This is a genomic window from Actinomadura sp. NPDC049382, from assembly GCF_040677125.1.
GTDB classification, from domain to species: domain Bacteria; phylum Actinomycetota; class Actinomycetes; order Streptosporangiales; family Streptosporangiaceae; genus Spirillospora; species Spirillospora geliboluensis.
In genome coordinates this window covers 33,962-54,935 of record NZ_JBFARO010000053.1, presented here as the reverse complement: position 1 = coordinate 54,935, position 20,974 = coordinate 33,962, and the positions used below count along the sequence as shown (strand labels likewise).

The 20,974-nt window shown below is 74.8% G+C and carries 19 protein-coding genes; 9 read left to right on the top strand and 10 right to left on the bottom strand.

All coding sequences use genetic code 11. The annotated features are described in order from the left end of the window. On the top strand, positions 1–990 hold a 990-nt coding region (locus AB0K34_RS27025), incomplete at its 5' end, for a CU044_5270 family protein (RefSeq protein WP_364551653.1). 68 nt (positions 991–1,058) lie between these two features. Here AB0K34_RS27025 and AB0K34_RS27020 read toward each other — a convergent pair. Beyond that, complete coding sequence (locus AB0K34_RS27020; protein WP_240808155.1) at positions 1,059–1,313, bottom strand: hypothetical protein; 255 nt, start codon at positions 1,311–1,313, stop codon at positions 1,059–1,061. A gap of 221 nt (positions 1,314–1,534) precedes the next feature. On the opposite strand from AB0K34_RS27020, the gene AB0K34_RS27015 reads away from it, so the two are divergent. The 3 genes from AB0K34_RS27015 to AB0K34_RS27005 all read left to right on the top strand — a co-directional run bounded on the left by AB0K34_RS27015 (position 1,535) and on the right by AB0K34_RS27005 (position 6,174). Then, positions 1,535–3,028: a pentapeptide repeat-containing protein gene (locus tag AB0K34_RS27015; protein ID WP_301176760.1), complete on the top strand. Its 1,494-nt coding sequence runs from the start codon at positions 1,535–1,537 to the stop codon at positions 3,026–3,028. Between the two features lie 190 nt (positions 3,029–3,218). Next, positions 3,219–5,303, top strand: coding sequence for an RNA degradosome polyphosphate kinase (locus AB0K34_RS27010; RefSeq protein WP_138642091.1), 2,085 nt, complete (start codon positions 3,219–3,221; stop codon positions 5,301–5,303). Next, positions 5,296–6,174 carry an NUDIX hydrolase gene (locus AB0K34_RS27005; protein ID WP_364551650.1) on the top strand — a complete coding sequence of 293 codons (879 nt, stop codon included), beginning with the start codon at positions 5,296–5,298 and terminating at the stop codon, positions 6,172–6,174. The genes AB0K34_RS27010 and AB0K34_RS27005 overlap by 8 nt, the downstream gene beginning before the upstream one ends. Here AB0K34_RS27005 and AB0K34_RS27000 read toward each other — a convergent pair. Beyond that, on the bottom strand, positions 6,171–7,664 hold the full coding sequence (locus tag AB0K34_RS27000) for a CYTH and CHAD domain-containing protein (protein ID WP_364551648.1): 1,494 nt from the start codon (positions 7,662–7,664) through the stop codon (positions 6,171–6,173). The two genes, AB0K34_RS27005 and AB0K34_RS27000, sit on opposite strands and share 4 nt — an antisense overlap. A gap of 256 nt (positions 7,665–7,920) precedes the next feature. Here AB0K34_RS27000 and AB0K34_RS26995 point away from each other — a divergent pair, with 256 nt between their 5' ends. Continuing rightward, positions 7,921–8,367 (top strand): DUF1801 domain-containing protein, encoded by a 447-nt coding sequence (locus AB0K34_RS26995; RefSeq protein WP_364551647.1) that lies wholly within the window; start codon positions 7,921–7,923, stop codon positions 8,365–8,367. Between the two features lie 12 nt (positions 8,368–8,379). Here AB0K34_RS26995 and AB0K34_RS26990 read toward each other — a convergent pair whose 3' ends face one another. Continuing rightward, complete coding sequence (locus AB0K34_RS26990; RefSeq protein WP_364551644.1) at positions 8,380–11,166, bottom strand: LuxR C-terminal-related transcriptional regulator; 2,787 nt, start codon at positions 11,164–11,166, stop codon at positions 8,380–8,382. A 120-nt stretch (positions 11,167–11,286) separates the two neighbouring features. Between AB0K34_RS26990 and AB0K34_RS26985 the strand changes: the two genes are divergently transcribed. Both AB0K34_RS26985 and AB0K34_RS26980 read left to right on the top strand, forming a co-directional pair. Then, on the top strand, positions 11,287–11,742 hold the full coding sequence (locus AB0K34_RS26985) for a pyridoxamine 5'-phosphate oxidase family protein (RefSeq protein WP_138641423.1): 456 nt from the start codon (positions 11,287–11,289) through the stop codon (positions 11,740–11,742). Between the two features lie 108 nt (positions 11,743–11,850). Further along, positions 11,851–12,159: a hypothetical protein gene (locus tag AB0K34_RS26980; RefSeq protein WP_364551643.1), complete on the top strand. Its 309-nt coding sequence runs from the start codon at positions 11,851–11,853 to the stop codon at positions 12,157–12,159. 42 nt (positions 12,160–12,201) lie between these two features. On the opposite strand, the gene AB0K34_RS26975 is transcribed toward AB0K34_RS26980, so the two are convergent. Next, positions 12,202–12,750 (bottom strand): TetR/AcrR family transcriptional regulator, encoded by a 549-nt coding sequence (locus tag AB0K34_RS26975; RefSeq protein WP_364551641.1) that lies wholly within the window; start codon positions 12,748–12,750, stop codon positions 12,202–12,204. Positions 12,751–12,812: 62 nt separating this feature from the next. On the opposite strand from AB0K34_RS26975, the gene AB0K34_RS26970 reads away from it, so the two are divergent. Further along, a complete protein-coding gene (locus tag AB0K34_RS26970; RefSeq protein WP_138641991.1) occupies positions 12,813–13,211 on the top strand; it encodes a nuclear transport factor 2 family protein in 399 nt (132 codons plus the stop codon). Positions 13,212–13,278: 67 nt separating this feature from the next. On the opposite strand, the gene AB0K34_RS26965 is transcribed toward AB0K34_RS26970, so the two are convergent. Continuing rightward, positions 13,279–13,563 carry an antibiotic biosynthesis monooxygenase family protein gene (locus tag AB0K34_RS26965; RefSeq protein ID WP_364551639.1) on the bottom strand — a complete coding sequence of 95 codons (285 nt, stop codon included), beginning with the start codon at positions 13,561–13,563 and terminating at the stop codon, positions 13,279–13,281. 256 nt (positions 13,564–13,819) lie between these two features. On the opposite strand from AB0K34_RS26965, the gene AB0K34_RS26960 reads away from it, so the two are divergent. Then, positions 13,820–14,302 carry a hypothetical protein gene (locus AB0K34_RS26960; protein WP_364551638.1) on the top strand — a complete coding sequence of 161 codons (483 nt, stop codon included), beginning with the start codon at positions 13,820–13,822 and terminating at the stop codon, positions 14,300–14,302. Here the strand turns inward: AB0K34_RS26960 and AB0K34_RS26955 are convergent. From AB0K34_RS26955 to AB0K34_RS26935, 5 genes are all read right to left on the bottom strand, one after another. After that, positions 14,299–14,958, bottom strand: a complete 660-nt coding sequence (locus AB0K34_RS26955) for an SDR family oxidoreductase (RefSeq protein WP_364551637.1) — start codon at positions 14,956–14,958, stop codon at positions 14,299–14,301. The genes AB0K34_RS26960 and AB0K34_RS26955 overlap by 4 nt on opposite strands. A gap of 21 nt (positions 14,959–14,979) precedes the next feature. Beyond that, a complete protein-coding gene (locus AB0K34_RS26950) occupies positions 14,980–16,773 on the bottom strand; it encodes a serine/threonine-protein kinase (protein WP_364551635.1) in 1,794 nt (597 codons plus the stop codon). A 120-nt stretch (positions 16,774–16,893) separates the two neighbouring features. Next, complete coding sequence (locus AB0K34_RS26945) at positions 16,894–18,825, bottom strand: ABC transporter permease (RefSeq protein WP_364551633.1); 1,932 nt, start codon at positions 18,823–18,825, stop codon at positions 16,894–16,896. Between the two features lie 3 nt (positions 18,826–18,828). Further along, positions 18,829–19,566, bottom strand: coding sequence for an ABC transporter ATP-binding protein (locus AB0K34_RS26940; RefSeq protein ID WP_364551631.1), 738 nt, complete (start codon positions 19,564–19,566; stop codon positions 18,829–18,831). Next, positions 19,563–20,840 (bottom strand): SGNH/GDSL hydrolase family protein, encoded by a 1,278-nt coding sequence (locus AB0K34_RS26935; RefSeq protein ID WP_364551629.1) that lies wholly within the window; start codon positions 20,838–20,840, stop codon positions 19,563–19,565. The genes AB0K34_RS26940 and AB0K34_RS26935 overlap by 4 nt, the downstream gene beginning before the upstream one ends. Positions 20,841–20,974 lie beyond the last annotated feature (134 nt).

Below are 20,974 nucleotides of genomic sequence, written 5' to 3'. Positions count from 1 at the left end.
AACGTCATGTCGCTGCTCGGCGTCGCGGCGGCCGTCGTCACGACCGGCGGCGACCCGGCCGGCGGGGTCGCCCCCGGGCCCGGCGGGAACGGGACCGCGGCGGTCCCGGCGCTCGACGCGAAGACCGTGCTGCTCGCGGCGGCGGAGAAGGCCGGCGGGCAGCACGAGACGACCGGGGCGTACTGGCACCAGGTGACGGTCTCGTCCCACCTGTACCTGGTCGGGACGGGCGCGGACCGCTACGGCGTCGTCGTCCGCGACAAGGCGGAGACGTGGACGCCGAGCAAGCCGGGCGTCCGGTCGTGGACGCTCCAGCAGAACCTCGGCGCCAAGCCCGCCACGCCCACGGACGTGGCGGCGTGGCAGCGCGCCGGATCGCCGTCGGCGTTCCGGATCGAGGTTCCGCCTGCCCCGAACGTCAAGCCCGGCCAGGGCCGCCTGAAGGCGTTCACGGCGAAGGGCGCGCCCGGCCGCGCCGAGGTGCAGAGCGCGCCGCTCGTCGACGGCGACAAGGTGTTCTGGCTGGGGCGGAACGTGACCATGAAGGACCTGCGGTCGCTGCCGTCCGACCCGGCACGGCTCAAGGCCGAGCTGATGCGCTGGTACAAGGGCCACGGCACCGAGTCGAACGAGCGGATGCCGGCGGACCAGTGGCTCTACGAGGTGGCGCGCGGCCTGGTGATGGACATGCCGGTGAAGCCGGAGGTGCGGGCGGCCGGGTTCCGGATGCTGGCCGCGCTCCCCGCGGTGAAGTCGGTCGGGAAGGCCACCGACCCGGAGGGGCGGACGGGAAACGCCATCGCGGTGGACGAGCGGACGGACCGCGGTGTGATCCGCCGTCAAATGATCATTGATCTGGCCACCGGTACCGCACTGGCCAGCCAGAACATCGTGCTGGAGCCCGCGGCGGGAACGCGGATCCCGGCGGGGCGGACGGTGGACTCCACCGTCACGGTCACCGCGGAATGGACCGACTCCCACCCGCGCTGACCCGTTCCCGGAAGGGACGGTGCCGATCACGGTGCCGTCCCTTCCCGGCGTTTGCGGCCGAGATGTGATCAGGCGCTTTTGGGGGTGTGCCGGGCCGTTCTCTGCGCGGCCCGGCGCTGCGCGGCGGCGGCCTTCGCGCGGTTGAGGCTTTCCCTCACCTTGGCGGCGCCGCGCGTCGCGGTCCTGGTGTCCTTGGCGCGTCCGGCGTAAACGGCGAGCACCTCGGCGACGGGCGGCGGCTGCCATTCCTCCTTCGCGACGATCGGCAGGGCGGGGACGGCGGCGGGGATCGTGGCGGGTGCGGTTGCGGAGTTTCCGGGCACGGGTTTTCCAAGCACGGGGACGAGCGCGAGATGCGATTGGCAGTGCGGGCACTGCACCCCCGGATGGGTGTCTCTGCTCATAACAGAAATCATTACGCGAGGGTCTGACAAAACAACCCCCTCTTTTAATCCGGGGCGGGGCCGGGGGTGGCGGCGGGGTTGCACCTACCTGGCCACCGGGAGACCTGCACTCCGCGCGGCGGCGTGGGTACAACGAGACCGTGACATCACATGAGCCTTCCTCGACGGCGGTGTTCTGGCCGCGCTGCTCGGCGGTCCACGGGTGCAGCGGGCGGGCCGCCGGCCCGCGCGGCGGGTGCGCCGCCCACCTGCGGCCCCGCGAGTTCGAGGAGTTCATGGGCACGCTGCGGCCGGGCGCCGACCTGGACCTGCGCGGCGTGACCGTCCCCGCGTGGCTCCTCGACGCCGTGCTGGACGCCGTCACCGGCCCGGACGGCCGCCCCCACCTCGGCCGGACCCGCTTCGACGGCGCCGTGCTCCCGTCCGACGCGGTGCTGCGCGGCGCCTGCGTGGAGGGCGACAGCTCGTTCGACGGCGCCTGCTTCCTCGGCGGCGTCTCGTTCTACGACGCGCGGTTCTTCGGCAACGTCTCGTTCCGGGGCGCGCGGTTCGGCCGCAACGCCTCCTTCCACGCGGCGCGCTTCCACCGGTACGCCTCGTTCGAGGAGGCCGTGTTCACCTGCGACGCCGTGTTCGGGGAGGCGCGCTGGCACGCCGACGCCTCGTTCCGGCGGGCGGTGTTCATGGGCGCGGCCTGCTTCGACCGCGCGCTGTTCGGCCGGGACGCGGCGATGCAGGCGGCCTGCTTCGGCGGCCCCGTCTCGTTCAAGCGGGTCCAGGTGTCGCGGCACGCCCGCTTCGAGCGGACCCGGTTCCGGCAGGGCGTCTGGCTCGGCCCGCTCACCGCCGCCGGCCGGATCGCGCTGTCGGACGCGACCGTGCACGGCCGGCTGCGGGTCCACGCGGCGGCCCGGCAGGTCACGGCGCGCGGCGTCACCGTGCACGGGGAGGCGGGGTTCCGGCTGCGGCACGCCGAACTCGACCTGGAGGACGCGGTGTTCGAGGGCCCGGCGGGCGTCGAGGCGCTGGCCCATCCGATCCAGGGGCTCGCGGAGCCGCCTTCGGCGGGCCCGGCGGCGGTCCGGGTCGTCTCGCTGCGCCGGGTGGACGCGGCCCGGCTGCGCCTCGCCGGCGTCGACCTGAGCGGCTGCGGGTTCCTCGGGCTGCGGCACCCGGACACGCTGGCGCTCGCGGGCGACTGCGCGTTCGCGACCGTCCCGCACCACCGCCCGCACCTGCCCTGGCACCCGCACGGGCGCGCCGCGCACGGCGGGCGGGCGGTGCTCGCCGAGGACCTCGCGCTCGGCTCCGCCGGCACCGCCGCCGACGACGACCGGCTGCGGACGCTGTACCTGGAGCTGGCCCGCGCCAGCGCCGCCGCCGACCGGGGCCGGCTGGCCCGGGACTTCCGGTACGGGGCGCTGGAGATGCGGCGGCGCGGCGAGCGCGACCCGCTGCGCCGCTGGGGGCTGCACCTGCTCTGGATCACCTGCGGCTACGGGCTCCGGGCGGGCCGCGTCGTCGCCTGGCTCGCGGTGATCGTGGCGCTGCTGTGCTTCGGCGCGTCCGTCCTGTACCACGACGGCCGCGCGGAGACCGCCCACAGCGCGCACTCGAACGGCCACGGCACTTGACCCTGGGAGCGTCTGACCGGCTGCGGCAACCGACCGGCCGCGGCCGGTCGGACGGCTGCCGGAAAAGTGGGCAAGACATGCGGAAATACCGTGTGATCAGGGGGAACCGCGGGCATGATCGGAGTGTCTGATACTTCGGTGACATCCCCGAGTTCGACTGTCGTTCATCTTGGTCGGGAAAGATCACGGTATGACCGTCTATCCAGGACAGCTCCCCCCACCGGACGAAGCGCTGCCGGACGACCGCTTCCTCGACCGGGAGGAGAGCTGGCTGAGATTCAACCAGCGCGTCCTGGAGCTCGCCGAGGATCCGGCCCTGCCGCTGCTGGAGCGCGTCCGCTTCCTGGCGATCTTCGCCAGCAACCTGGACGAGTTCTTCATGGTGCGGGTCGCCGGCCTCGCCCGCCGGATGGCGACCGGGCTCGCCGTCCAGTCCGCGAGCGGCCGGCAGCCCCGCGAGGTGCTGGAGCGCACCGGCGAGGTCGCGCACGAGCTGATGCGCCGGCACGCGGCCAGCTTCCGGGACGGGATCCGCCCCGCGCTCGGCGACGAGGGCATCGACATCCTGCGCTGGGACGAGCTGGCCGAGACCGAGCAGGAGCGGCTGCGCCGGCTGTTCCGCGACCGGATCTACCCGGTGCTCACCCCGCTGGTGGTCGACTCCGCGCACCCCTTCCCCTACATCTCGGGCCTGTCGCTGAACCTCGCGGTGATCGTCCGCGATCCGGAGACCGACGCGACGATGTTCGCCCGGGTCAAGGTGCCGCCGCTGCTGCCGCGCTTCATCGAGGCGTCCCCGGACCGGTTCACGCCGCTGGAGGACGTGATCGCCGCGCACCTCGGGCAGCTGTTCGTCGGGATGGAGGTCGTCGAGCACCACGCGTTCCGCGTCACCCGCAACCAGGACCTGGAGATCGACGACGACATCAGCGAGGGCCTCCTGCAGGCGCTGGAGCGCGAGCTGCTGCGCCGCCGGTTCGGCCCGGTCGTGCGGCTGGAGGTGGAGGAGTCGATCTCCGCGGGCGTGCTGGAGCTGCTCACCTCCGAGCTGGCGGTGGACGAGGGCCAAATCTACCGCGTCGGCGGGCCGCTCGACCTCGGCGGCCTCGCGGCCATCGCCGACCTCGACCGCCCGGAGCTGAAGTACCCCCCTTTCGTCCCGTCGAAGGAGGCGCTGCCGGAGGACGCGAGCATCTTCGGCGCCATCCGTGAGCGGGACGTGCTCGTCCACCACCCCTACGACTCGTTCACCACGACCGTCCAGCGGCTGATCGAGGACGCGGCGGCCGACCCGCGCGTCCTCGCGATCAAGCAGACGCTGTACCGGACGAGCGGCGACTCCCCGATCGTGGACGCGCTGATGAGCGCCGCCGAGGCGGGCAAGCAGGTCGTGGTCGTCGTCGAGCTGAAGGCCCGGTTCGACGAGCGCGCCAACATCGCGTGGGCGCGCAAGCTGGAGACGGCCGGCTGCCATGTCGTGTACGGGTTCGTCGGGCTGAAGACGCACTGCAAGCTCGCGCTGATCGTGCGGCAGGACGACGAGGGCCAGCTGCGCCGCTACTGCCACATCGGCACCGGCAACTACCACCCGAAGACCGCCCGCCTCTACGAGGACTTCGGGCTGCTCACCGCCGACCCCGAGGTCGGTGAGGACGTCAGCGCCCTGTTCAACCACCTGACCGGCTACTCGCGGCAGAGCTCCTACCACCGGCTGCTCGTCGCGCCGAACAGCCTGCGGTCGGGGCTGGTCCAGCGGATCGAGCACGAGATCGACAACCGCCGGGCCGGGCACCCCGCCCGGGTCCGGATCAAGTGCAACTCGCTGGTGGACGAGGTGATCATCGACGCGCTGTACCGGGCGTCGCGGGCCGGGGTGCCGGTGGACGTCTGGGTGCGCGGGATCTGCGCGCTGCGTCCCGGCGTGCCCGGCCTGTCGGACATGATCCGGGTGCGCAGCGTGCTCGGCCGGTTCCTGGAGCACTCCCGCGTGTTCGCGTTCGAGAACGGCGGGGAGCCCGAGGTGTGGATCGGCAGCGCCGACCTCATGCACCGCAACCTGGACCGCCGCGTCGAGGCGCTCGTCACCGTCACCGACCGGGCGCAGCGCGACGACCTGCTCGCCCTGCTCGACCGCGCCATGGAGCCCGGCACCCACGCGTGGGCGCTGGACGGCGACGGCACCTGGACGCGCGGCCGGGCCCGGCCCGGCGAGACGCTCCTGGACATCCAGACCCACCTGGTCAAGAGCCGCCGGTGGAGGACGGTCGATGGCTGAGGTCATCCACGCCGCCGGGGCGGTGCTGTGGCGGGACGGGCCGGGCGGGGAGCCGGAGTTCGCGGTGATCCACCGGCCCCGCTACGACGACTGGTCGTTCCCGAAGGGCAAGGTCGACCCGGGCGAGCACGTGCTGCGCGCCGCCGTCCGCGAGATCGAGGAGGAGACCGGCATCACCGCCCGCCTCGGCCACCGGCTCCCGACCGTCGCCTACCCGATCGGGGACCGGACGAAGCAGGTCGACTACTGGGCGGCGCGGCCCGTCGCCGAGAGCGCGTTCACCGCGAACCACGAGGTGGACGAGCTGGTCTGGCTGCCCGCCGCCGAGGCGGACGCCAGGCTCAGCTACCGGCACGACACCGACCTGCTGCACGAGTTCCTGCGTGGCCCGGCGCGCACGGCGCCGCTGGTGATCTTGCGGCACGCGTCCGCCGGGGAGAAGCGGGAGTGGCGGGAGGCCGACGAACTGCGCCCGCTGGACGCCTCCGGGCGGCAGGAGGCCGCCGCACTGGCCGGGCTCCTGAACGCCTACGGGCCGATGCGGGTGGTCAGTTCGGCGACGGCGCGCTGCCTGGAGACCGTCCTGCCCTACGCGCGCGCTACGCGGGCGCCCATCTCCACGGACGCGGCGTTCACCATCGGCGACACCGGCCCGGAGGAGGCCGTGGACCGGCTGCTCTCCCTGGCCGGCACCGGCGCGGTCGTGTGCACGCACGGGGAGATCGTCTCCGCGCTCGTCACCGGGCTGTGCAAGGAAATGGGGGAGAACGTCCCGGAGGACCCGAGCCTCCGCAAGGGCGAGTTCTGGGTCGCGCACCTCGCGGAGGGCTCGCTGGCGTCACTGGAGCGCCACAGCGCCGGGGACTCTTAGAACGACGGGCCGAGCGTCTGCGACCAGGTCGTGGCCAGGCGATCGCGGGCGCTCTCCGCCTCGACCTGCTCCTTGCCGTACAGGACGCCGAGCGTGAACGCCTCCGCCGGGTTCTTCGTCCGCTTCGCGGCGGCGGCGAGGTGCTCCATGGCGATGACGCCGTCCTGGTAGCCGCCGAGGACCTCCTGCAGCCGCTTGGCGTCCTTGACCACCCGCTTCGCCGCGATCCCCAGCACCGGGACGGCCAGCTCCGCCGCGTACCTGGCGCGCTTGGCCTCCTTGCGGGTCTCGTGGCGCGCGGTCTCCGGGTCGGCGGACGTCCGGATCGACGCGTACTCCTTGGCCATCCGGTCCCAGGCCCGCGTGACGAGGCCGGGCAGCTCCTTGCGCGCCTTGCGGGCCGCCGCCGCGCCGAGCGGCGGGTCGGCGACCAGGCGGTCCAGGTCGTCGAGCAGCGCGAAGTACCTCGGCTCCTTCAGCACGGTGTTCATCCGCCGGTACGCCGAGCGCTCCCGCCGCTCCAGGTCGTCCAGCAGGAAGTCGGGCGCGCCCTCGAAGCGCATGCGCAGCACCTCCAGGTCGCGGACCTCGCCGAGGACCTGGGCGAGCCAGCGCAGCTCAGGGCCGAGCGGCACCGTCCGCTCCGGGTCGAGGACGGGGCGGTAGCTGCGCAGCGCGCTGCGCGTCCGGCGGACGGCGACCCGCATCTTGTGGACGGCGTCGTCCTCGCCCAGCCGCGCCTTCGGGTCGACGGTCACGATCGTCTCGACCTGCTCGGCGAGGTAGGCCAGCACGACCTCGCCGGTCGTGATCGCCGGCGCCTTGCCGTTGCAGGTGGCCGCCGCGATCCGCGACCGGGCCGCGGACCGCGCCGCCGCCGGCTCCGACGGGACGACGGCGGCGCCGAGCAGCCGACCGAGTTTGGACGACGACTTGGCCCGCTTCGCACCGCCCTTGCGGAGCCGCTTCCCGGCGGCCTTCAGCAGGTCGGGGCCGCCGGTGCCGAGCTCGACCTCGATCTCGCGCCACCGCTCGGGCTCGGCGTCCGCGCCGCCCCGGCCGGTCACGAGGTCGTCGGCGACCTCCGCCAGCTCGGCCCCGTCCGCGCCGAGCAGCCGGACGACCGTCCGCCGCGTCTCCAGCGTCGCGACCGGGCGCAGCTCCGCGCCGCGCGTGTGCACCGCGACCAGCCCGGCGAGCCGCGCCGGGACGGCCAGCGGGCGGCCGAGCGGCGCGCGCAGCTCCTGCTTGCTGTCCGGCCCGGCGGGCATCTTCAGGTGCCAGCCCGCGTCCGGGCCGCCGCGCCGCCGCCGCAGCGTGATCTTGTTGGCGGCGAGCCGCAGGTCGGCGGTGTCGAAGTAGGTGGCGTGCAGCTCGTGGACCTCCGGCTCCGCGAGCGCCGCCACCCCCGGCAGCCCGGACAGGTCCGGCAGGACGAAGTCGGCGGCGGCATCGTACTTCTGCTCGATTTCGAGATGCCTGTCGGCCACGGGCTGCTCCCTCAACGATGCTCGACAAATCGGCACGCACACCCAGATGACCAGCATTCCACGCCCAGGTGAACAGCAGGGGAAGGCTTTGCCCGGCCTGGACGTCCGGCTCTCCGTGTCCGGTTGCGGACGGGCCGTCCGTGGTGGATTCCGTACTCGGCACGGATGCCGCCCGTACCGCCGTCCGGCGATGCTCGTGACCACGGCGACCGGCCCGGTTCGGGACGGTCGCGAACCACGGACAACGGGAGTGATCATGGCCGCGAACGGCACGTACGAGGGGTTCACCGCCGAGGAGCGGGCCGCGATGAAGGACCACGCGGAGGAGCAGAAGAAGGCGGCGCGGCGCGCCTCGCGCGCGGACAAGGCCGCGGAGGCCGAGCGGGACGTCCTCGCGAAGATCGCCGAGATGGGGGACGCGGACCGGGCCATGGCCGAGCGCGTCCACGCCGTCATCACGTCCACCGCGCCCTCCCTCGCACCGAAGCTCTGGTACGGGATGCCCGCCTACGCGCTGGACGGGAAGAACGTCTGCTTCTTCCAGCCTGCGGCGAAGTTCAAGACGCGCTACGCCACGCTCGGCTTCAACGACCCGGCGAAGCTCGACGACGGCCCGATGTGGGCGACCGCGTTCGCGCTGACCGAGGTGACGCCCGAGGTGGAGGAGCGCATCGCCGCCCTCGTGAAGCGGGCGATGGGCTGAACGCGTCCGCCCCTACCGGACGGCCGCCGGGGCGAGCCCGAGGCCGGCGAGCGCGGCCTCTCCGGCGGCGGTGTGGTCGCCGCCGGCGAGGAGCAGCGTGCGCGCCGCCTGGTACGGGCACCCGGCCGCCTCGAACGCCTCCGCCGCGGCGAGCTGGCGCGGGAGGTCGCCGTCGAGCAGCGCCTCCGCCCGGTCCACCTGGGCGGAGGCGACCGGGTTGCCGGTGACGACCGTCCGGGCGGCGGCGATCCGGTCGCGGGCCTCGGGGTGCCCGGCGAGCACCGCCGCCTCCACCCGCAGCGCCGTGTACCAGTGCAGCCAGACCCAGCACACCCACTTCCACACCTGGTCGGGCTCAGGGGCGACCCGTTCCAGCGCCGCGTCCGCGTCGCCGTTGTGGAGCAGGACCATGGTGTCGAAGACCGCGCCGTAGCCCAGGCGGTTGTCCCCCTCGGGCCCGGCGTCCGCGGCGATCGCGAGCCAGGACGCGCGGGCGTCCCGGTCGCCGCGCAGGCCGTGGACCATCGCGACCGACGCGGCGGCGGGCGCGAGGGACCGCGACCGCAGGCCGTTCCGCTCCCACGAGTCGAGGAACCGGGCGCTGACCGGGAGCAGCTCGCCCGCCAGGCCGCTGAACGCGTCCGCGACGAGCAGCCAGGACGTGGCGTGGTGCCCCGCCTCCACCAGCAGCGGGTGGTCGGCGAGCCGCCCGCCCCAGCGGCGGGCCTCCGGCAGCCGCCCCACGCCGACGGCGGTCCCGGCGGCCATGGCGAGGGCGTCCATCAGCTCGTGGGTGCCCGCCGGGCCGTCCGGCTCGGCGGACAGCAGGGCGATCCGGCGGCGTGCGGCGGCCGCCGCCGCGAACGGGTCGCCGGCCCAGCTCTGCGCGCCGGAGAGCGCGTCCAGCGCGGCGGACTCGGCCACCGGGTCGCCCGCGCGCCGCGCCAGCTCCACCGCCCGCCCGGCCCGCCGGACCGTCTCCGCCGCCGGGTTCTCCGGGTCGCCCTGGACGGCCCCGAACGCGTCCGCCTCCACCGCCGCCTCCGCCAGCGCGACCGCCGCCTCGGCGGCCGGTGAGTCACCGGCCAGCTTCCGCGCCTCCGCGAGGATCCCCGCCACCTCCGCGGCGGGCGGGATGCGCTCGAACGAGCTGGAGAAGCGGTACGCGACGGTCGCGGCGGCGGCCAGGTCGCGCCCGGCGGCGGCGGTGTCGCCCGCGCGGCGGGCGGCCTCGGCGGCGGCGCGGTGCAGCCGGTACATCTCGCCGTCGAGGCTGCGGCACCCGGCCACGGCGGCGGCGTGCCGCAGCGCCGCAGCGGCCTCGGCACCGTCGGCGGCGAGCCCCGCCGCCTGCTCGAACCGCTGCTGCGCCTCGCCGAGCAGGTTGCGGGCGAAGGCCAGCTCGGCCATGGGCAGGGCGAGCCGGTAGGCGTCCGGGCGCCGCTCCGGCAGGTCGGCGGCCCAGGTGAGCGCGGCCCGCATGTCCTCGGCCGCGTCGTCGAACCGGGCGCGCCAGTCCGCGCCGCCGGTCTCCCGCAGGGCGGACGCGTTGGCCAGGCACCAGCGCAGATGCCGGGCCCGGACGTCCGCGAGCTCGCCCGCTTCGGCGAGCCGTTCCGTCCCGTACTGGCGGATCGTCTCCAGCGCGTGGTACCGGGTGCCGGACGGGGACGGCGCCACCGAGAGCAGGCTCTGCTCGGCGAGCGCTCCGAGCCCGTCCACGACCGCCGCCGGGTCCAGTGGGGCGAACCCGGCGACCTCGGCGGCGTCACCTGCGGTGAACGGCGCGACGAACACGGAGATGCGGCGGAGCAGCGCCTGCTCCCCCGGCTCCAGCAGGTCGTGGCTCCAGTCGAGCACCGCCCGCACCGACCGGTGCCGGTCGTCGGCGCGGGACCCGCCGGTGAGGATGCGCAGCTGATCGGAGAGGCCCGTCATGAGGCCGTCCAGCCCGAGCGTGGACCAGCGCGCCGCCGCCAGCTCGATCGCCAGCGCCATGCCGCCGAGCCCCTCGCAGACGGCCACGGCCTGCTCGCGCGCCGCCGGGTCCGGCGGCAGGGCCGCGACCGCCGCCCGGTCCAGGAACAGCGCCACCGCCTCGGACTCGTCGCCCCCGTCCCGCGACAGCGGCGGGACGGCCACGACGTGCTCGAACGGGACCATCAGCCGGGCCCGGCTCGTCACCAGCACGCGCAGCTCCGGGCAGGCGGCGAGCAGCCGCTCCACGAACGGCGCCACCCCGTCCCGCACGTGCTCGCAGTTGTCGAGCACCAGCAGCGCGCGGCGGTCGGCCAGCGCCGCCGCGACCGCGTCGTCGATGCCGCGTCCGGGCTGCTCCCCGACGCCCGCCGCCGCCGCGACCGCCGCGCCCACCCGTCCCGGCTCGGTGACGGGCACCAGGTCCGCGAACCACACCCCGTCGGCGAAGTCGCCCGCCAGGTCCTCCGCCGCCGCGAGCGCGAGCCGTGTCTTGCCGACCCCGCCGGGCCCGGCCACGGTCACCAGCCGACTGCCCCGCACCGCCGCCGCCAGCTCCCGGCGCTCGCGGACCCGTCCGATGAAGGCCGTCAGCGGCGCGGGCAGCGCGGGCGCCGACCGCGACCGCTCGGCGCGGTCGACCTCGGCGGCGTGCCGGGCGAGGGCCCGCCGGTCCGGCAGCGCCAGCTTGCGCAGCAGCGAGGACACGTGCGACTCGACGGTGCGGACCGACAGCACCAGCCGCGCGGCGATCTCGGCATTGCTCAGATGCGCCCCGACCAGGGCGAGCACCTCGGCCTCCCGGGCGGAGATCGTCGTCACCGGCCCATTATCCGTGGCGGGTTCCGTGCTCGGCACGGAGGCGTCCCGCCCGCCGGGCGGGAGAGCCTGGGACCACGCCGGTCCGCCGGCCGGCCACCACCCGCGATCCGAGGAGCGACCATGACCCTCCCCGCCCCGCGCTCGCGCGCCGAGCGCCGCCGCGACACCGAGCACCGGCTCTCCCACGACGTGGACGTCTGGGTGGCGACGGCCTCGCCGGACGGCGTCCCCCACCTGGTGCCGCTGTCCTTCGACTGGGACGGCGAGGCGCTGCTCGCGGCCACCCCGGCGGACAGCCCCACCGGCCGCAACCTCGCCGTCGGCCGGACCGTCCGGCTCGCCCTCGGCGGCACCCGCGACGTGTCCGTGATCGACGGCACGGTGGAGGTGCTCGACCTGGACGCGCTGCCGGCGGAGCGGGCCGACCGGTTCGCCGCGCAGGCCGGCTTCGACCCGCGCGAGGCGGCCGGCGCCTACCGCTGGTTCCGGATCACGCCGCGCCGCGTCCAGGCGTGGCGCGAGGTGAACGAACTCCCCGGCCGCGACCTCATGCGCGACGGCCGCTGGCTGCCCTGACCTCCCCGCTCGGCCGGTCGGGGTGGCCGGTTTCAGCCTTCGGCCGGGGGAACCTGACGGCCGGAACGCGCATCAATACCTCCGATATCGCCTGACATGGGGGTTTATGTGAAGCGCGCAGTTCCGGTCCTCGCCGCTCTCGCGGCCGGGGGCGTCCTGGTGCTCGGCGGATGCCAGTCCAACTCGCACAGCTGCGTCAACGGCAAGTGCCACGTGACCGTGACCGGCGCCGGGCAGACCGTGGAGGTCAACGACGTCGACGTCACCGTCTCGCAGATCTCCGGCCGGGGCGTCACGGTCTCGGCGGACGGCTCCGCGCCCGCCACCATCGCCACCGGGCAGCGCGCCCAGGTGGGCCCGGTGACGATCACGGTGACCTCGATCGAGGGCGAGAAGGTCAAGTTCGACCTGCGGTGACGCGGGCGGCACCGACGCCCGGAACCGGCCGCCGCGCCTCCGTCAGGACGACAGGACGGCGCGGCAGGCCGTGACGATCAGGGCGTCGACCTCGGGCGGGGGCGGGCGGCGGGCCAGCAGGTGGCGGCGGACGGCGCCGTAGGGGACGTCGACCGTGGCGAAGACCAGCCGCTCGCGCTCCAGGCCCGGATGCCGCTCGGCGAAGGAGTCGAGCGCGGCGGCGCTCTCCTCGTTCAGCGCGGCGAACCTCTCGGGCCATTCGGCCACCAGGTCCTGCCGCCGGTAGAGCAGCAGGACGGCCGCCTCGTCCGGATGCGCGCGGCACCAGCGGGGCGTGTGGAGCGCCGCCGCCTCGGCGTCGTCCGCCGCCAGGGCCGCGGCGAACCCCTCCTGGAAGCGGCGCGCACAGCGCGCCCAGAGGGTGGCGAGCAGCAGGTCGCGGGACCCGAACCGGTGGTAGATCGAGCCGGACGGGGCGCCGAGCCGCGCCGCGATGGCGCCGATGGTGGCCGCGCCGGGCCCGTCCTCGGCGAGCACCGCGAGCGCGGCGTCGAGGATCCGGTCCTCACCGAACTTGGCCGGTCTTCCCATGGCGGCGCCCTCCATGCTAGTAGTGGATACATTCTAGAACACCGTCTCTAAAAGAGGTGCCCATGACCGCCGACGCCGATCTCGTCGCCGGGTTCTACACCGCCACGCAGGCGCGGGACGCCGCCGCGATCCTCGCGCTGCTGCACCCGGAGTTCGAGGCCCGCACCGCGCCCGGCCTGCCGTTCGGCGCGGGCGGCGCCTTCCACGGCCCCGAGGAGACGCTCACCCGCGTCTGGGGCGCCGTCTTCGCCGAGTACGACACGGCGCCCTACGCCGAGACCTGGCACGAGACCGGCGACGGGCTCGTGGTGGTGACCGGTCACTACCGGGGCACCGCGCGCTCCACCGAGCGCCGCTACGAGGCGGAGTTCGTCCACCTGTGGCGCGTCACCGACGGCCGGATCTCCTGGCTCCACCAGTACACCGACACGGCCCGATGGCACGAGGCCCTGGCCTCCTGACCTGGCCTTCCGCCCCTGGCCTTCCGACCTCCTGGCCGCTGGGAAGGCGTCGACTCCGCCCCTGGCGCTAGGGGGCCTCGACCCCGGAGATCAGGTACCGGCTCACCTCGGCGTCGCGGATCTCCGCCTGCTGCTCCGACGACGGGCCCGTCCCGCGGAACCGCTCGACGGCCTCGCCGCTTTCCCAGCGCTCGTACACGTTGATCCGGCCGGGCTCCAGGAGATCGGCCGAAATGGCGAAATCAAGGCAGCCCGTCGCTTTTCTCGCCAGTTCGACGACCTCCCGGCACCCCTCCAGATAGGCGTCCCTGGCCTCGGCGTCCACATAAAGCTTCCCCGAGATGATGACCACGCTCGACCTCCCTGGGCCGTCCGTACCGCCGACCAGGCCAGTGTGCCGAACGCCACCGACAGATCCGCCGCGGAGCAGCCCCCGCTCCGGCGGCAACCGCCCGTCCGGATACAGAAATTCACGCTTATTTCCCCGACCAGTGGCGATGGCGCCACATCGCCGTTTTTGCAATGCTATGACCGCTGTCGGGCGGGGGCACTTTCCGGCGACTTCTCCCGCCGTACGCTCACAGCGGGTTTTCCGGAGGTGGGGGGAAATGAAGCGTCTGTACGAGCGTTCCAGCAGGCGGTCCGAGCCGGGGGCGCTCGATCCGGAGGTGCGGGCGGCGATCGCCGCGCACGCCCAGGAGCACCTGCTCGGGAACGCGCTCGGCACCGCCCGGTGGTGCTGCGTCACCCGCAGCGTCCGGCTGAGGCGGCCGGGGCCGCTGGCGAGGCTCACGGGGTCGGGCGACCCCGACGGCGAGCACACGACGGTCGCGCTGCTCCTGCCCACCTACCTCGTGGTGGCCGTGGCCGGGAAGCGCCGGGGCGTCCACGTCCGGTCGATCTGGCTGGGGGACGTCGTCCTCGACGCGCTCCCGCCGCTCGTCCCGGACACGGGGATCAGCGCCACCGGGCCGTGGTCGGGCATGCCGGAAGCGGCCTCGTTCCACCTCGCCCTGGGCGACGACGCCGACGGCAAGGACTTCCTCACCGCCTTGCGCGACGCCGTCGCCGCCGCGAAGTCGGGAGGTTAGGGCGCGCGATCGTCCGGGTCGGCAGGGGCCTCCTCGGGGTCGCGGCCCACCGCGTGGCGCCCGCCGTCCACCGGGAGGACGGCGCCGTTGACGAAGCTCGCCTCGTCCGAGAGCAGGTACGCGACGGCGGCGGCCACCTCGTCCGGGCGTCCCACACGGCCGACCGGGTGGAGCAGCCGCATCTCACCCTCGATCCGTGCGGCATCCTCGGGCGCCTGCTCCGCCAGGAAGTGCTCGTACCGCTCGGTGGTGATGGAGCCCAGCGCGACGGCGTTCGCTCGGATGCCGTACGGGCCGTAGTCGACGGCGAGGGCCCGGGTGAGCCCCTCGACCGCCGCCTTCGCCGTCGCGTAGGGAAGCGACCCCCGCACGGGACGCCGCGCCTGATGGGACGAGACGTCGCGGAAGACGGCCGCGTTGTTGACCCACCCGGCGAGCGTCCCCGCCTCCTGCGCCAGGTCGGCGGCCCGCACCGCGACGCTCTCGTCGGCGGCGCTCCCGACGACCGCGGCGACGCCCGGGACGCCGTCCGCCCACGCGACCGCCGCCGCGTCGAGCTCGATCACCACGACCCTGCCCCCGTCCCGGAGCAGCCGCTCGACGATCACGCGGCCCACACCGCGTCCACCGCCGGTCACGACGAAGGACCTACCCACCGCACACCCTTTCGGCGTCCCTTACACGATGCGGGCGCAGAGTACTCCCTTGCGGAAGTCCGTCCACCGCAGCGAGCCGCTCGGGCACGTGGACTCGTAGTAGCCGGTGAACTGGAGGATGTAGTTGAACCCCCGGGGGACGGTGCTCTTGCCGCAGCCCCACGACGTCATCAGGCCGTGCCCGTTGATGGCCGCCGTGCTGCCGTTCTTCGTGCTCTTCTTGCCCAGGAAGCACTCGCCCTCCCTGAACTGCCGCCGCACGCAGAGGTAGATCCGCTCTCCGTCGTGGTAGGGCGAGCTCCACCAGTCCTCGCCGTCGAGCGCCTCGGCGTCGCACCCGCTGCCGGAGTCCTCCACCCCGTAGACCTTCAGGTACGCGTCGCTCCGGCCGCAGGAGACCGCGGTCGGCTCGTCCTCGCTCCACTCGGAGGAGTCGTAGGGGTCCTGGTAGGCGTCCAGGCAGTCGCCGACCCTGATCGCGTCGAACGCCTCGAAGGTCGGGTCCGGGGTCGGCGTCGGGCTCGACGAACCGGTGGGGTCCGAGCCGCCGTAGAGCCCGGACGTCCGGGTGCCGGTCGAGGTGGGCGACGACGACGTGGACGACGATGTGGACGACGACGCGCCGGCGTTGCCCGACGAACCCGACCGGTCCTGGGCGGCGACGGCGATGAGCAGCACGACCAGCAGCACCCCGATGACCCCGGCCGCGATCCCGCCGGCCGGCGCCGGCTGCTTGGCCGGCGGGCGCGGCGGCTGCTGCTGCGGCGGCCGCAGGGGCGGCTGCGCCTGGGCCTGCGCCTGGGCCTTGGGCTGCTGCGCCTTCGGCCTGGGCGGCGCCTTCGGCTCGGCCTTGGGCTTGGGCGGTGCCTTCGGCTTCGGCTTGGGCGGCGGCTTCGGCTCGGACTTCTTCCCCGCGCCGACGCTTCCCGCGAAGACCTCCGTCTCGGCGACGCGCGTGGCGATCATCGTGTCGAACGTCTTCGGGAGGGACATGCCCTCGTCCGGGGCCAGCGCGGAGCAGCGCTCCAGGAACTCCTCGGTCGGCGGGCGGTCGTCCGGGTCCTTCTCCAGGCCCGCCGCGACGAGCTCCAGCAGCGCCGCCGGGATGCCCGCGAGGTCGGGCTCCTCGTGCCGGACGCGGTAGCCGAGCGCGTCCGGCGGCCCCTCCCCGAACGGGTGGCGGCCGGTGGCGGCGAAGGTCAGCACGGCGGCCAGGCAGAACACGTCGCTGGCCGGCCCGATGTCGCCGCCGAGGTACTGCTCGGGCGACATGTACCCGGGCGTCCCCACCAGGGTCAGGCTCTGGGACGTGGCGTCCATCGCGCGGGCGATGCCGAAGTCGATGATCCGGGCGCCGTCCCGGGCCAGCAGCACGTTCCCCGGCTTGAGGTCCCGGTGGATCACGTGCTGCTCGTGGACGGCCCCGAGCCCCTCGGCGAGCCCGGCGCCGAGCGCGGCCACCGACGCCTCGGGCAGCGGGCCGTTCTCGTCCACGGCCTCCTGCAGCGTCGGCCCGGCGATGTACTCCGTCACCAGCCACGGCGGGTCGGCGTCGGGGTCGGCGTCCACCACGTGCGCCGTGTAGAAGCCCCCGATGCGGCGCGCGGCGGCGACCTCCTTCGCGAACCGGCGCCGGAACGAGGCGTTGTCGGCGAAGTGCGGGTGGACGACCTTGACCGCGACCAGCCGCCGCCCCGGCGAGCGTCCCAGATAGACCCGGCCCATCCCGCCGGCCCCGAGCCGGGCCAGCAGCCGGTAGGGTCCGACCTGCTCCGGATCACCCGGCCTGAGCGCCTTGAGTCCCGCCCCGGACATCCCACCCCCAGCACCGGCTGCACATGATCGTCTATTTGACGCACACAGTACCGAGAGTGTTCGTCCCGTTCTGCGTCTTCCGACGCACAGCCGGCACCCGAGCGCGGCCGGTGCACCGCCTCATTCGCGGGCGGCGAGGAGCGACGTCGGGGACGGCCGGGTCGCGGCCATCGCGGTCAACGCGCCGGCCGCGGTGGTGATGGCGAGGGACGCCACGACGAGCAGGCCGAAGAGCGTCCACGGCACGGCGAGGATGCGCACGCCGCCCGGCCCCGGGTGGAAGCCCGCCAGCGCCGCCGCCGCGACCAGGGCGCCCAGCGACAGGCCGATCACTGTCACCACCGCGGCCTCGACGGCGGCCATCACGACGACCTGCACGCGGCTCAGCCCGGTGGCGCGCAGGACGGCGAACTCGGTGCGGCGCTCGGCGGCGGCGAGCACGACCGCGTTGACCACCGCGATCGCCGCGTACAGGCCGGACATGCCCATCAGCACGGACATGATCCCCATCGTGCCGCGCTGCTGCTCCGCCACCCTGGCGTCCGCCCACCCGGCCAAGGTGCGCACCTCGCCGAGGCCGGCGGTGCGGATCCGGTCGGCGACCGCACGCGGCGACGTGCCGGGGGCGACCTGGACCAGGGTCTCGGTCGGCGCGTCCGCGAGCATCGCGGCGGGGACGAGGTCGCGCGGCACCAGGAAGTTGTCGCTGCCGTTCTCCAGGACCTCCGGCATCCGCGCGACGGTGCGCAGCTTCAGCTTGCGGGTGCCGATCCGCGCCGTCACCGTCCCGCTGCGGACGCCCTCGGCGGCGAGTTGTGGACCGATCGCGACCGTGCGGCCGTGCAGCGCGTCCAGGGAGCCGGAGCGCAGCGCGAGGCGGTGGGTGCGGCGGTAGGCGGCGGCGTCGACCGCGGTGATCCCCGCGTGGTACGTCCGCCGGTAGGAGCGCTGCTCAATGCGGTGCCGGGCGGTCACCGACATCTCCACCCGGCTCTGCGCGGACGCCACGGCGACGCCCGGTACATCCGGGATCCGGGCGGCGGCGGCACCGGTCGAGGTCACCACCAGGTCGGCGGCCGTGATGCGCCGCAGGTCGGCGCCGGTGGCGCGAGCGAGCGAGTTCAGCGCGCCGGTGAGGCCGATGAGCAGCCCGACCAGGACGATGAGAGGCGCGGCGGTCGAGGCGCTGCGCCGTACCGCGTCGCGCAGTCCGGCCTGCGCCAGGTCGCCGAGAGCGCTGGTGCGCAGCACCGTCCCGAGCAGCCGGCCGAACAGCGGGACGGCCAGCGGGCTCAGCGCGCTGAGGGCGATCGATCCGAAGACGGAGACGGCCATCGCGATCAGCAGGGCGCCCAGCAGGTCGGCGCCGTGCCCGGCCGCGACGAGCAGCACCGTGAGGGCGAGCGAGGAGACGCCCGCCAGCCAGCGGCCGGCGGTCATCACGCGGGTCGCGCGGGGCGCGCCGCGCAGGGCGTCCAGCGGACGCACCCGGGCCGCCCGGTAGGCGGCGGCGAGCACCCCGCAGATCGCGACGCCGATCCCCACGCACGGCGAGAGCACCAGCACCCCGTTGGACCAGCGCGCGGAGAAGTCGTCCGGCAGCAGCCCGATCCCGATCAGGAGCCAGCCCTGCGCCCAGGTGGCGGGCACCCCCAGCGCGATGCCGAGGGCGCTGCCGGCCAGCCCCAGCAGGAACGCCTCGCCCAGCAGCAGCCGGACGACCTGCGGGCGGCTCCCGCCGATCATGCGCAGCAGGGCCAGTTCCGTCCGCCGCTGCTCGACGGCGAACGCGAACGTCGACCCCACGATGAACACCGCGAGGAACATCGCCAGCGGGGTCGCCATGCCGAGCAGCGTCGCCGCCCCGACGTACCCCTCCCTGATCTGCTCGGCGGCCCGGCCGGACGTGCCCGGCGGGATCTCCGGCTCGCCCGTGGACACCAGGACGAGCACCGACGACTGGACGAGCGCCACCCCGAGCGTGACCGTCAGCAGCCCTCCGGCGAACAGCGGCCAGCGGTCGCGGACAGTGGCGGCGGAGACGCGCAGCACGGGTCAGCCCTCCAGCCGGGTGAGGCGTTCCGCCACCTGGGCGGCGGAGGGACGCACCAGGCGGTCGGCGACGCGGCCGTCGGACAGGAACACCACCGCGTCGGCGCTCGCCGCCGCGACCGGGTCGTGGGTCACCATGACGACGCACTGCCCGGCCTCGTCCACCATGCGGCGCAGCAGTGACAGGACGATGCGGGCCGATCCGGTGTCCAGGGCGCCGGTGGGTTCGTCGGCGAACAGCACCGAGGGCCGCGTCACGATCGCGCGGGCGATCGCCACCCGCTGCTGCTGCCCGCCCGACAGTTCGCGGGGCCGGTGCCGCACGCGCTCCGCCAGCCCGACGCCGGCCAGGGCGGCGCGCACGTCCGCGCGGGACGGCCGGGCGCCGGCCAGCCTCAGCGGGAGCGCGACGTTCTGCTCGGCGGTCAGCGAGGCGACCAGGTTGAAGTTCTGGAAGACGAAGCCCATGGCGCGGCGCCGCAGCGCGGTCAGCGCGGCGTCGGTGGCGCGGGTGATGTCCTGCCCGGCCAGCACGACGCGTCCGGCGGACGCCTGGTCCAGGCCCGCGGCGCAGTGCAGCAGGGTCGACTTGCCGGAACCGGACGGGCCCATCACGGCGGTCCAGGTGGCGGCCGGGAAGGCGACGCTGACGCCCGCGAGCGCATGGACGCGCGCCTCGCCCGTCCCGTAGTGCCTGCTCACCTCATGCAGTTGCACAGGCGGGGGCGGCGGGTGGTTCATCGCAGGGCGCCCAGGTCGATGCCGCGCGCCAGGGCCTGGTAGCCCGCGTCGTTGGGGTGCAGTCCGTCCTCGTACACGTAGGCCAGGCGTGGACGGTCAGGGTCGGCGGGGTCGGCCATGATCCGGTCGGCGTCCAGGACCGCGTCGTACTCGCCGCTGGTGCGGATCCAGTGGTTGACGGCGTCGCGCTCCTTCTCCACCTGCGGCGTCCACACCGGGAACAGCGCGCCCTTCATCGGCAGGATGGTCGTCCCGACGACCTTGAGGCCGCGGGCATGGGCCGCGCGGATCAGCTGCCGCTGGGCCGCGATGACCTGCCGGGCGGTCGAGGGCCCGCCCGGCACCAGGCACGGGTCGCCCGGAGTGTCGCGGATGTCGTTGGCGCCGAGGTGCACGATCACCGACCGGACGCCCGGCCGGGCCAGGACGTCGCGGGCGAACCGGGCGGTGGCCTTGTCGCCGCTGCACGCCGAGTCGTACCGCAGCCGGTTCCCGCCGATCCCCGCGTTGACGACGCCGAGCGGGCGGCGGGCGGCGGCGAGCCGCTCCGCGAGCGCGTCCGGCAGCCGCGCGTCGGCACCGGGGGACGCGCCGACGCCGTCGACGAGCGAGTCGCCGAAGGCCACCACGGAGCCGGTACCGGCGGTGCCGCCGGTCACGTCGACGCCGGCCAGGTAGTAGAGCGCGTCGGTGGTCTCGGTGTAGGCGTCCGAGCCGATGTCGGAGAGGTGGTCGCCGGGCGCCCGGTAGGCGGGCGCGGTGGTGAAGCGGTGGAAGGTCGCCGGCCCCGTGGCGCCCGTGAAGCGGAGCGTGACGGCCAGCTTCTCCAGCGGCGCCGTGGTGAGCGGCACCGGATCGCTGACGAGTTCCCGGCCCGGCGGGACGGTGGCGGAGCGCCCGCCGCCGAACGTCAGCGCGGTCGCGGTGCCCGGCCACACCTTGGCGCCGCCTCCCGACCGGCCGACCGCACCGGCGGCGACCCGCAGCGGGGCCGTGCCGTAGCGGTTCGACAGCCGGATCCGGATCCGCGTGCCGCCCGTGCTCAGCCGGACGACCTGCCGCAGCGAGTGGTCGCCGAACCCCGCCGTCGACCAGTTCGGCCCGTCGTCCTCACCGGCGGCGAGGGGGCGCTGCATCGCCGTCCCCCAGCTCTGGGACCAGCTCGCGGACGGCGCGGCGACCGGTCGCGCCGACGCCTCGGGACCGCCGGGCAGCGCGGGCACGAGCCCGGCGACCAGCACCATGCCGGTCACGCCGGCCAGGGGAAGGATCATGCGTGCGGAAGGCTTTCGTCTCATGCCTCGATCCCACCGCCGCGGCACCCCGCGCCACATCACGGCAGGCCCCCGACTTCGGGGTATGCCCAGCACTACCCGGACTCCGCACCCGGACGGCTCGGCTACCGTAC

Coding starts and splice junctions, on each gene's coding strand:
- AB0K34_RS27010 (WP_138642091.1), top strand. CDS start 3,219: ATGACCGTCTATCCAGGACAGCTCCCCCCACCGGACGAAGCGCTGCCG.
- AB0K34_RS27005 (WP_364551650.1), top strand. CDS start 5,296: ATGGCTGAGGTCATCCACGCCGCCGGGGCGGTGCTGTGGCGGGACGGG.
- AB0K34_RS26995 (WP_364551647.1), top strand. CDS start 7,921: ATGGCCGCGAACGGCACGTACGAGGGGTTCACCGCCGAGGAGCGGGCC.
- AB0K34_RS26985 (WP_138641423.1), top strand. CDS start 11,287: ATGACCCTCCCCGCCCCGCGCTCGCGCGCCGAGCGCCGCCGCGACACC.
- AB0K34_RS26975 (WP_364551641.1), bottom strand. CDS start 12,750: ATGGGAAGACCGGCCAAGTTCGGTGAGGACCGGATCCTCGACGCCGCG.
- AB0K34_RS26970 (WP_138641991.1), top strand. CDS start 12,813: ATGACCGCCGACGCCGATCTCGTCGCCGGGTTCTACACCGCCACGCAG.
- AB0K34_RS26960 (WP_364551638.1), top strand. CDS start 13,820: ATGAAGCGTCTGTACGAGCGTTCCAGCAGGCGGTCCGAGCCGGGGGCG.
- AB0K34_RS26950 (WP_364551635.1), bottom strand. CDS start 16,773: ATGTCCGGGGCGGGACTCAAGGCGCTCAGGCCGGGTGATCCGGAGCAG.
- AB0K34_RS26940 (WP_364551631.1), bottom strand. CDS start 19,566: ATGAACCACCCGCCGCCCCCGCCTGTGCAACTGCATGAGGTGAGCAGG.
- AB0K34_RS26935 (WP_364551629.1), bottom strand. CDS start 20,840: ATGATCCTTCCCCTGGCCGGCGTGACCGGCATGGTGCTGGTCGCCGGG.